Below are 11,614 nucleotides of genomic sequence, written 5' to 3' on the forward strand. Positions count from 1 at the left end.
GTTTGAAGTGCATGAAGATGATGAACAATATTTTGTGTAACTCGCCAATAGATTAATAAATAAGAACAATATTTATAACAAGAGGATGTAGCAAATGATCTCAACCATGATGGATCAGCCTTTAACCATAACTTCAGTGATGGAGTTTGCTGACAAAATTTATCCCCAGCAAGAGATTGTCTCGGTTACCGCAGATCAAGCAAGCTTTCGCTATACCTATGCAGAAGCTTTTCAACGAACGCGTCAGTTAGCTAATGCGCTAAAAGGCTTGGGTTTAAAGCAGGGTGATGTGGTTGCAACGATGGCTTGGAATGATCATCGGCATCTCGAACTTTACTATGCGATTTCCTGTTCAGGTATGGTTTGCCATACGATTAATCCGCGCTTATTTGATGAACAGATTGAATACATTGTTGAACATGCTGAAGATCAATGGCTATTCGTTGACTCCTTATTTGTACCTAAGCTAGAGCAGTTACAAGAGAAAATGCCCAATGTGAAAGGTTTTGTCGTATTGACCTCAGAGGCGAAAATGCCTGAAACCTGTTTACGCAATGTCCAGTGTTACGAAACGCTTATAGCTAAATACGAACCAGAATTTGACTGGCCTGAGCTCGAAGAATCCACAGCTTCTGCCTTGTGCTATACCTCAGGTACTACTGGTAACCCAAAGGGGGTTGTCTATAGTCACAGGTCAACAGTTCTTCATAGTTATGCCAGTAGCTTACCGGATGCCTTTGGCCTTTCGCGCCAGGACGTGGTGATGCCGATTGTTCCCATGTTTCACGTTAATGGCTGGGGGATCGTTTATTCAGCTCCCATGGCTGGCGCAAAATTAGTGATGCCAGGTCCTAAAATGGCTGACGGTGAGACTCTGACCAAATTAATCAATGACGAAAAAATATCGATGTCGGCAGGCGTTCCGACAGTGTGGTTGGCCCTGCTTGCCTATCTGGGTGAAAGTGGTGAGTCAATTGACAGTCTCAAACGTGTGACGGTGGGAGGAGCCGCCTGTCCACTTTCAATCTTTCAAACCTTCAAAGACAAACACAATGTAGATGTAGAGCATGCTTGGGGAATGACCGAGATGAGTCCGCTCGGCACTTATAACAAAATGTCAGCGGCTGATTTTGAGTTGCCGGAAGAAGCGATTACTGAAGCCTTATTACGTCAGGGGCGTCCTATTTTCGGAGTCGACCTACGTATCGTTGATGAAGCTGGGAAGGAATTGCCTTGGGATGGAAAAAGTGCTGGTGCCGTGCAGGTTAGGGGGCCATTTATTACAGAGGGCTACCATAAGTTGGAGGGTGAATTTGCTCCGGGTGGTTGGTTCGAAACAGGTGATGTAGCCTATTTGGATACCGAATCACGAATGCAAATTACTGACCGGACCAAGGATATTATTAAATCGGGTGGAGAATGGATTTCCAGTATCGAACTAGAAAACTTGGCAATGAATCATCCAGATGTGGCTGAAGCGGCAGTGATTGGTGTTGCTCACGAGAAATGGACGGAGCGTCCTTTGTTGGTGTTGGTTAGAAAACCGAATGCAGCACTAAATGAGCAAGAGATCCTGTCTTTCTTTAACGAAAAAGTTGCCCGCTGGTGGATACCCACTGCTTGTGAATTCGTTGAAGAATTACCGCATACGGCAACGGGAAAACTCGATAAAAAGGTGATTCGAGAGCAGTTTAAAGGTTTCGAATGGAAAGAATGATAATTCAGGTCAGAGTAAAAATGCCTGTTTTTACTCTGGCCCCAATTTTTGAACTAAGCCTCTTGCGAGTTCCTTGTTCTTTTGGTTGAGCTTTGGGTCGAAGCCAATGTTCCCCATCCAGCCTCCACCAAATGATAAACACATGATGGAGTAGGCTGTTTGCTCAAGCTCTTTTTCATCTATGTTAGGGTTTAGTTCGGCTAGTTCCTGCTTTAGCCCTAGCAGAAAGAAGTCGTAGATAGACTTCACTGCCGCTTGTACATCTGGGTCGTAAAGGCTTACGGGTAACAAGGCAGCCACCAGACGTGTTGCCGGTAGGTTGTTAAACGCTTCGCTAAATATGTAGTCAAAAGCCGCTTCAAAACGCTTTTCCGGTTCAGCTACGTTCATGCTTTGTTGAACACTGTCTTCAAACTTGCTGATAATTCTCTTTACACCAGCTTCAATAAGCTCCTTGCGATTACCGACATAATGACGAATCATCCTCCTGGCCATGCCAGCTTCTTCAGCAACCATATCCAGTGTCATACCTTGCAGTCCTTTCGTTTCGACGCAGCGTTCAAAGGCATCCAGGATTTCACTGACTCGTTCTACTTTTAAGCTCTTTCTTCCCATTTCTCTTCCGTTAAATTGATGGGCCTATCTATGGCTAGGGATTCTAATGCCTAAAGAGATCTAAATCATTCGTTTCAATAATAAAAAAGAATATAAGTGATCATGAGTGGGAATTTATGTTGAAAAAAAGCATTTTGGGTTATATATTCCCTTTAATGGGAATTTAAATGTTGTTTTAGTCCGAGGTGCATAGATGTTTAATAAGAGACGTATCAAAGTTCGCGGGCCTCAGCCTTCAGGTTTGTCGATTAATCGTGATGAGGCTGGAGTGCCTCATGTCAAAGCATCATCTTTCAAGGACGCCCTTTGGGGGAGCGGTTATGCGCATGCAATAGATCGTGGCACGCAATTGCTAATGATGCGGATACTTGGGCAGGGTCGGCTAACGGAGCTGCTTTCGGATACTGAAGAGTCTTTGGCAATAGATAAGTTCTTTAGGCGAGCAAATTGGTATGGCAATTTAACGCAAGAGTTGAATAAGCTCGATGTCGTCTCACTATCACAGATTCAATCCTACTGTGATGGTGTCAATGCGGGCTTTTCAGCCGGTGAATTTTCTTTAATGAAGCTCTTGGGTTATCAGGCAGAACCTTGGAAAGTGCAGGATATTATTCTTATATCGCGAATGACGAGCTACCTGACTTTGGCGCAATCGCAGGCGGAAGTAGAACGTTTCTTTATTGAATTGACGCAATCAGGCGTCTCTACAGAAGCTCTGGCTGAACTATTTCCCATTGACGTTAAGCGTTTTGACCGTGAACTGGTGGAGAGTATTCAGCTTCAGGAACGAATTGTTCCGCGTGAAGTGATCTGGAATCAGGCCTTGCCTAGAATGATGGCGTCTAACAATTGGGTTGTCGCAGGCAGCCGTACAAAATCTGGGCGAGCAATCATGGCCAATGATCCTCACCTGGAAGTAAATCGTTTGCCCAATGTTTGGTGTGAGCAAAGCTTATCATGGAGCGGCGGTTCGCTAATCGGAATGGGGATGCCCGGTTTGCCTGGTGTGTTGGTTGGTCGCAATAAGCAGGTTGCTTGGGGAGTGACTTATACCTTCATGGATACGGTAGATAGTTGGGTAGAAGATTGTAAGGGTGGGCAGTATCGGAAAGACGGTGCTTGGCATGATTTCGCTACTCGCAGAGAGGTGATAAAACGGAAAAAGTCAGCGGATGTTGAGCTTTGTTATTACGAGAATAAGCATGGCGTACTCGAAGGTGATCCGGCTATCGCGGGTCATTACATTGCTACGCGTTGGGCTGCTGCAGATTCAGGTGCTGCGTCTATTATGGCTGCCTTGAAGATGGGGGATATGTCTTCAGCTGCAGAGGCAATGGCTACCTTGGGTAAGATCGAGTCAGCCTGGAACTGGGTGATTGCTGATTCTGAGGATAACATTGCTTATCAGATGTCGGGTCTAATGCCTAAGCGCTGTGCTGGTTGGAATGGGTTTGTGCCAATATCGGGCTGTGATTCAAACAATGATTGGCAGGGTCTGGTGGATATAGAAGACTTGCCTTGTGCCTATAATCCCGAAAATGGCTATTTAGTCACGGCGAATCAGGATCTAAACCACCTGGGGCGTGTTGATCCAATTAATATGCCGATGGGGGATTACCGAGCGAGTAGAATTGAAGAGGTATTGGCGAGCCATAAAACGCACGATATCGAATCAATGAAAGCTCTGCAGATGGACGTTTATTCAAAGCAAGCAGGGTTGTTTCTAGATATTCTATTGCCGCTGCTGGAATCAAATGGTGAAACAGGTGAACTCTATCAGATGCTTAAGCAATGGGATCACCGTTATGACCTGGACTCTATAGGCGCTCCAGTTTTTGAGGCATTCTATGATTTACTGAGAAAAGAAGTCTTTGGTTTGCAGAGGATAGGTTTGGGTGGCGATGTGATTGAGCACTTATCCCAGGATAGTGGATTGTTTATCGATTTCTATCAGAATTTTGACCGTATATTAGTGAGCGATAAATCTGCCTGGTATTGCGATATCACACGCGATGAAGCCTACCTTTCAGCCTTCAATAAACTCAAAGCACTAAAGGAGCCGTTATCGAAGAAGCATAATCAGAGTTGGGGAGAGGTGAATACTATTGCTTTGAACAATATTGTATTCCAAGGGAAGCTGCCGACCTTGCTCGGTTTTGATACTGAGTCGATACCCTTGCTGGGCGGGCGGGCAACGCCTCACCAAGGTCAGGTTTATCGTAGCGCTGGGCGTGACACCAGTTTCGCGCCATCGGTGCGTTTGATTGCTGATATGGGCGAGTCAAGCTTACATACTTGTTTGGCAGGCGGTCCTTCAGATAGTCGCTTCTCGCGATGGTATAAGTCCGGATTAGACGATTGGCGTGTCGGACGTTATAAAATCCTGGATAGCTGAGCTAGTCCGTGGGTGAGATAACTTGTTTTGTTAGCAAAGACTCGCGAAGTTGTTCTGTTCTTCGGTAGTTAACCAATAGGTCAGATATTCCTAGTAGAGAGCCTGAACGTACATTCAATGTTTCTGTATTAGCTTGATAAAGTACCTCGAAATAGTCGACAAAGCCAAATATTTGAGAATAACTTTTTGCGTAAATATAGCCCTGATATTGATGTGAAATCTCGGTGCGAGGGAGCTGGTTTACACTAGCAACTACATGTGGCCACGCCTTTTCAAAAGGCATGGATAGGGAAAACTGATCTATTTTGTGAAAAAAGGTACTTGCTTCAGTTGAGACGCAATTAGGCAGTGGTGGGCACCAATTGAGACTAGGTTCAGGATCACTTTGTTGTAGCGGGCTGACAGCGCAGCCACTTGTCATCGCTAGCAGAGTAAGGCTGACATAGAGAGCACAGTTCTTAGGCTTCAAGTGCTGTCACTTCCATAATTGCCTGGCGGAGTTCTGCGTTCAGAACAAATTTTGCTTCCTCTATTACACGTTCAACATCTTCACCGTATACCAACTTATTGGCGCCATTAAGTGTTAAGAATTCCTTTTTTTGCAGCGTTGCAATGAAGTTTCGGAACAGTGCTTTGTCAAAAAACTCCGGGGCATTGAGACCAAAGAGAATCGACATGCGTTCAGCCATAAGTGTACTCTGTTTTTCAAGTTCTTCGGCATCAAGCTTCCCTGAACCACTACGCGTAAGAATGGCAACAACTATGTAGTAGCGTTCCAAGGTCTGGATGATCAAACGAGATAAGATGGACAAGTTTACGAAGGCCTCACTGCCGCTTGCCGGACGAGTAATGTACTCACCGTTGTCAATTACCAGCTTGTGTTGGATGAGTACTTTTAGCCAGTCTTCAAATACTGTTTCGACCTCGTCACTGCTCCAGCGAAGGAAAAGTTCTGCCTGAATGTAAGGGTAGATTGATTTGAACAGGCTATATAGCTGAGTTTTCTCAATGCGACTGTTATTTTGCATTAAACAGGCGATCAAAGAGGGGATTGCGAACAAGTGAAGTATATTATTTCGGTTGTAAGTGAGCGACACAGCATTTCTATCGGTCAGGCTAATAATGTCGCCCAGTTCTTGTTTTTGCCTCTCGACCAGGTGCATATTTTCAGCGTACTCAATCCAGTCAAAGCCATCACCTTCGGCAAAAGTGATATCTTCGCTGTAAGGTTGTTCTTTTAACAGGCTATTGAAGCAGTTCATTACGCGGCCTAGTACTTTCGCATCCATGGCATAGCGTTCGGTTGCCAGTAGTACCAAGGCAGTGAAATTAATAGGATTAATCGCAGCGGAGCTATTGATTCCGGTAACGATTTCCTGAGAGAGCTTGTCGACAAAACCGGACAACCATTGCGGTTTCTCGGTTTGCATTCCCGTAAAGTCTCGCCAGTTTTCTTGGTGTTGGTCCAGGTAGGCCTCAAGGTAGATAGGTTCACCAAAGTTCAAGCTAACTTTACCAAAAGAGCGGCGTAGGTTTTTAAGTGATTTGAATAGGCCAAATATAGACTCTTTTTGCTTCTTGTTGCCACGAAGCTCGCCTTGATAAGAACTGCCCTCTAATACTTTCTCATAGCCGAAATAGGTGGGTACAAAGGCGATAGGCTTTTGTTGGTCACGGAGATAGGAGGTGACAGTCATCGCTACCATGCCAGCGCGAGGCGAAAGTGTGCGTCCTGTGCGGCTTCTACCACCCTCAACAAAGTACTCTACTGAGTAGCCGCGTTTGAAAATGGTGTGGATATACTCAGAGAAAACCGTTGAGTACAGAGGGTTGCCCTTGAAGCTTCGGCGCATAAAGAAAGCACCGCCGCGGCGTAAAATTGAACCGACAATAGGAAGGTTTAAGTTAATGCCCGCTGCAATATGTGGCACCATGATTCCCTCTTCAAATAATTTGGAAGAAAGTAATAGGTAATCGATGTGGCTACGATGACAAGGTGCGTAGACGACAGCGTGATCTTTGGTGACATCACGGACTTTGTCGACATTGTTAGCGCTGATACCGTTATAAATCTTATTCCACAGTTTATTGAGTAAACGTTCAAGAAAATGGATGGTGGATATTTGTAAGTTGGAAGCCAGTTCGTCTGCGTAGCTTAAAGCTATTTGTCTGGACTGGGCTGGTGTCTTACCTTCTTCACTGGCGTGTTTCTCAATTGCGGCTTTCACTGGGCCGCTATTAATAATGCCGTGAACGAGGTTTTGTCTGTGAGATAGGTTCGGGCCCAGCACGGTTTGGCGTACACGACGAAAGTGAACACGTAAAATACGAGCGGCTTTTCGAGCACAAATCTTCTCGTCTTGCTTACTTTCCTCGAGCATTTGTTGCACAGAAAGTGGCTGATTGAATTGTACTAGGCTGCGACGGCCGTGAAGGAGTATTATCAAGAGCTTTTTGAAAGGCCCGGATACCGCCCAGCCGTCAGAAAAAAGTAATCTAAACCATGACTTTTCTTTTTCGGGGGAGCGACCCCAAAATAAAGTGACCGGAACAAGTTGAACGTCCAATGGGTCTATATCGGAATTTTTATTGCTCTCGGCAATGGTCTTGACGATTTGTTTGAGCCGATTAGTGACCATAGGGGTTTGGCGTTTTTTAAACCAGTTTCCTTGACGTTCATACAAGAAGAAAAAAGAGCGCCTAACCGAGTTTTCATTGAGTTTGAGTTGTGCTTGGGCAGAAGGGAGTCCAGACTTAATGCAGCTGTTTTCGAGGACGAGACGAGCAGAGAGTGAGCTGTATTGTAAAACATAACAAACCGGCTTGTTCGGGTCTATTTTAAGGCTTTCCGTGTCGGCACCTTTTACTTCAACGCGAACCCACAAGAATAGAATTTTTCTTAGCAGGCTAAATAGTAAAGAACTTAATCCGAAAAAATGACTCATAAACTAAGGGTCTCCGTTTAGTTCAATTATGTGCAGTACCGGGTTGCTCTACTACAAGCATTCAGCGTCTTAACTTCTGTATATGGGCTGAATCATGTAATCGAGTTGTCGAGCAGTATATGTTGGTGGGCTAGTTTATAGGCAAGCCTGCCCCAAGGCAAAATTCACTTGTTTGCTGTCGGCCATAAATCACAGCTCTGTGGCTGCTTTATCTCAAGTCTTTCACATATTTGTAACCGCAAGGTTAAATCTGTGGGGCAAAAGATTACTACCTTGAAAGCTTTGCTGAAAACACTTGAAATTAAAGAGTACGCTCTCTATATTTTCCTGCCGGGCCTTACGATCAGAGAAGACCCGTCGACTCGCATTGTAGAAGAGTCTGTCGTGAGTCAATATGTTAATCATAACAATATGAATCTAGAGTTAATTCAATTCAGAGTAAACCATGATACAAGTTTCCAATCTTACTAAAAATTTTGATGACTTCTGCGCTGTAAATAATATCAGCTTTACTGTCAAACCTGGTGAAGTCTTAGGGTTTCTAGGGCCAAATGGCGCAGGTAAATCAACAACAATGAAGATCCTGACAGGGTTTTTGGCACCCAGTGAGGGGCAGATAGCGGTAATGGGACATGATGTTTTATCGGACCCGATTGCCGCCAAGAAAGAAATTGGTTATCTGCCTGAAGGTGCACCTGCTTATGCAGATATGACGGTTATCGCATCACTAAGGTTTATCGGTCAGGTGCGAGGTTTTTCTGGGGCTCAGCTGCAGACCCGAATTGACCAGGTTGTGGAAAAGGTCGCGTTGGAACCGGTTCTGAACAAGAAGGTAGAAAACCTGTCGAAAGGTTATTGCCGCCGTTTGGGGATCGCCCAGGCCTTGATTCATGATCCCAAAGTGCTAATTCTGGATGAGCCGACTGATGGCTTGGACCCAAACCAAAAACATCAGGTTCGACAGTTAATCCACGATTTGTCAGAAGACAAGATTGTTATTGTCTCGACGCATATACTTGAAGAGGTGAGTGCGGTTTGTTCTCGTGCCATGATTTTGGCTCAAGGAGCCATCGTCTTTGATGGAACGCCTGAAGAACTAGCTGCCATGTCAGAGCATCATAACGCGGTGACAGTCAGGCTTTCAGAACATAATGAAGACATTATCAGACAGCTGCAAGCTTTACCGCAGGTTGAATCAGTTGATAGTGACTCGACAGGTTCAATCAAGGCTTACCCAGTGAATGGGCAGGCGATTCTTGCACCAATTAACTCCGTGTTACATGCCGCCAATTGTCAGATAGAAGAACTGCATGTCGAGACGGGGCAGTTGGATGATGTCTTTAGGAAGGTAACAATCGAAGCAGAGCAGGCTGCTCGTACGGGAGGTCGCTCATGAACGTCATGAATATTGTATTAAAAAGGGAGTTGGCGAGTTATTTCTCAACGCCTGTCGCTTATATCTTTATCGTTATATTTCTAATGCTCAGTGGTGTGTTTACTTTCTATTTGGGGCATTTCTTTGAGCAAGGTCAGGCTGACCTTGGGGCTTTCTTTAACTTCATTCCCTGGCTATATCTTGTTTTGGTGCCTGCAGTGGCGATGCGCTTATGGTCTGAGGAACGTCGCAGTGGCACCATTGAGTTGCTAATGACTTTACCTCTATCTACTTTGGAGCTGGTGGTTGCCAAGTTTCTTGCGGCGTGGCTTTTTATCGGTCTGGCTTTGCTTTTGACCTTCCCTTTATGGATAACCGTTAACTATCTTGGGGAGCCTGATAATGGCGTGATTTTCGCTGGATATATTGGTTCATGGCTAATGTCTGGTGGTTTTTTGGCGATAGGTTCATGCCTGTCAGCAACAACGAAAAACCAGATAATTGCCTTTATTCTAACCTTGGTGGTGTGCTTTCTAATGGTGGTAGCAGGGTTTCCAATTGTTCAGGATGTTTTCTCGTCTTGGGCGCCGTTGTGGTTGGTTGATGGCTTCGCTAACCTAAGCTTCCTGACTCACTTCGATGCGATATCCCGTGGTGTTATTGATTTGCGCGATTTTGTTTATTTTCTTGTGCTCATTTCGGCCTGGCTCTATGCCACTGTTTTGGTCGTTGATATGAAGAAAGCGGATTAAGGGGAGATAGACATGACTAATTTAAAATCATCTAAAGGTTTATTGATTGTATTTATTGCCATGTTTGTGGTGATTCTCGTGAGCTCCAAACTGCTAAGCGGTGTTCGCTGGGATTTGACTGAAAATGGTTTGTATACCTTGTCTGACGGCACTAAGAAAATAATTAAAAGTCTTGATAAGCCCGTGAACTTAACCTTGTATTTTTCTGATAAAGCGAGTTCACAGCTTCCTGCTTTAAGGACTTATGCTCAAAGAGTCGAAGAATTGTTGCAAGAGTATGTAGGTCTATCTGACGGGAAGCTCAGCTTCGAAAAAGTAGATCCTGTGCCTTTCTCGGAAGCTGAAGATGAAGCTTCCTTGGCTGGCTTGCAAGGCGTGCCAGCAGGTTCCCGAGGTGACGAAATTTACTTTGGCTTGCGTGTACAGAATGAAGACGGCGCAGAAGAAGTGATTCCATTTATGCAGCCAGACAAAGAGGCATTCCTTGAGTATGAATTGACGCGTTTGATCTCGTCTCTGTCAAAGACGGCTTTGCCTAAAGTCGGAATTTATAGTGGCGTGGAAATCAATGGCGGCTTTGATTATATGACTCGACAGACACGTCCAGCTTGGTCGATTGTCGAATATATGCAGGAAGGCTTTGAACTGGAATGGATAGAAGACAATGCCACCGAAATTCCTGAGGTGGATGTGCTCTTGCTTGTTGCACCTCAAAACCTTTCAGATAGTTTGTTGTTTGCGATAGATCAGTTTGTCCTGAAGGGTGGGAGAACCTTGGTATTTCTCGACCCGTACTCTGAGGCACTTGCCGGACAAAGCGGAATTCCTTCTGTACAACGTTCAGATCTTAATAAGTTGCTGCCTGGCTGGGGTCTCCAGTTGCGCGAAGATGTGATCGTGACTGACTTCGCAAACTCTATGGTTGTCGGGCTTGGACAGAACCGAAATCCGGTGCGACATATTGGCTTGTTAGGGATGGACCCGAGCACGGCGAGCTCAGGCGAAGACATTGTCTTGTTCGGATTAGAGAGCATGAACTGGTCTTCAGCGGGTATCCTGGATAGTCTTGAAGACCGTCAGACGGAAGTGAATGTCTTGTTATCGAGCAGTGAACAGTCAATGCCACAAAAAGCTGAGCTCTTAACAAATCTGCAAGACCCTCAAGACTTATTGAATGACTTTGAACCAACGGGCGAGCGCTATGCCCTTGCTGTAAGAGTTTCAGGGAAAGCGAAGACCGCTTTTCCTGAAGGTGTAACAGTGCAGAAGCAGATCTTATCTGATAGCGATGAGCCAAATGCTGAGGGCGACTCTTTGGATGCCGAAGAGGTTCAGAAAACCGAAACAGTTAGCGAAACGCTTTTACCGGAAATAAGCGAAGGTGAGGCGCTTAACTTGATGATTGTTGCGGATTCAGATCTACTGACAGATCGACTGTGGATTCAGGTTCAGAATTTCTTTGGTCAGCAGATTGCCACGCCTTGGGCCGATAATGGTAGTTTCCTGGTTAATGCTCTGGAAAACTTTTCGGGGCATCCGGAGCTAATTCAAATTCGTAGTCAGGGGCGCTTTAATCGTCCTTTTGATAAAGTTGAAGATATACGTATGGCGGCTGAAGAGCGCTTCCTGGAGCAGCAAGAGTTGCTCGAAGAAGAGCTTCAGGCAACTGAGAGTAAGCTGATGGATCTGGAGCGTTTACGGGGTGAAGGTGATGGTGCTCTATTTACTGATGAGCAAGCCCAAGAGTTAGAAAGCTTTCAGGTTGAGAAGCTTAAAATTCGTAAACAGTTGCGAGATGTTCAGCATCAGTTGGAC

At 45.2% G+C, this 11,614-nt stretch carries 9 protein-coding genes; 6 read left to right on the plus strand and 3 right to left on the minus strand.

From position 1 onward, the window contains the following. Nucleotides 1–94 precede the first annotated feature (94 nt). A complete protein-coding gene (locus A3729_RS01175) occupies nt 95–1,717 on the plus strand; it encodes a long-chain-fatty-acid--CoA ligase (RefSeq protein ID WP_068514677.1) in 1,623 nt (540 codons plus the stop codon). Nucleotides 1,718–1,747: 30 nt separating this feature from the next. Here the strand turns inward: A3729_RS01175 and A3729_RS01180 are convergent, their stop codons facing one another. Then, nucleotides 1,748–2,332 (minus strand): TetR/AcrR family transcriptional regulator, encoded by a 585-nt coding sequence (locus tag A3729_RS01180; RefSeq protein WP_068514680.1) that lies wholly within the window; start codon nt 2,330–2,332, stop codon nt 1,748–1,750. Between the two features lie 193 nt (nt 2,333–2,525). Between A3729_RS01180 and A3729_RS01185 the strand changes: the two genes are divergently transcribed. Continuing rightward, complete coding sequence (locus A3729_RS01185; RefSeq protein WP_068632990.1) at nt 2,526–4,727, plus strand: penicillin acylase family protein; 2,202 nt, start codon at nt 2,526–2,528, stop codon at nt 4,725–4,727. Between the two features lies 1 nt (nt 4,728). Here the strand turns inward: A3729_RS01185 and A3729_RS01190 are convergent, their stop codons facing one another. Both A3729_RS01190 and plsB read right to left on the minus strand, forming a co-directional pair. Further along, on the minus strand, nt 4,729–5,196 hold the full coding sequence (locus A3729_RS01190) for a DUF1499 domain-containing protein (protein WP_082872067.1): 468 nt from the start codon (nt 5,194–5,196) through the stop codon (nt 4,729–4,731). Beyond that, nucleotides 5,186–7,672, minus strand: a complete 2,487-nt coding sequence (gene plsB / locus A3729_RS01195) for a glycerol-3-phosphate 1-O-acyltransferase PlsB (protein ID WP_068514686.1) — start codon at nt 7,670–7,672, stop codon at nt 5,186–5,188. The genes A3729_RS01190 and plsB overlap by 11 nt, the downstream gene beginning before the upstream one ends. A gap of 252 nt (nt 7,673–7,924) precedes the next feature. Here plsB and A3729_RS01200 point away from each other — a divergent pair, with 252 nt between their 5' ends. The 4 genes from A3729_RS01200 to A3729_RS01215 all read left to right on the plus strand — a co-directional run. Beyond that, nucleotides 7,925–8,143, plus strand: a complete 219-nt coding sequence (locus tag A3729_RS01200) for a hypothetical protein (RefSeq protein ID WP_068514689.1) — start codon at nt 7,925–7,927, stop codon at nt 8,141–8,143. Beyond that, nucleotides 8,118–9,068, plus strand: coding sequence for an ABC transporter ATP-binding protein (locus A3729_RS01205; RefSeq protein ID WP_068514691.1), 951 nt, complete (start codon nt 8,118–8,120; stop codon nt 9,066–9,068). Before A3729_RS01200 ends, A3729_RS01205 begins: the two co-directional genes overlap by 26 nt. Continuing rightward, nucleotides 9,065–9,799 carry an ABC transporter permease gene (locus A3729_RS01210; RefSeq protein WP_068514694.1) on the plus strand — a complete coding sequence of 245 codons (735 nt, stop codon included), beginning with the start codon at nt 9,065–9,067 and terminating at the stop codon, nt 9,797–9,799. The genes A3729_RS01205 and A3729_RS01210 overlap by 4 nt, the downstream gene beginning before the upstream one ends. A 12-nt stretch (nt 9,800–9,811) precedes the next feature. Then, on the plus strand, nt 9,812–11,614 hold a 1,803-nt coding region (locus A3729_RS01215), incomplete at its 3' end, for a Gldg family protein (protein ID WP_068632993.1).

It is taken from the genome of Oleiphilus sp. HI0043 (genome assembly GCF_001634935.1).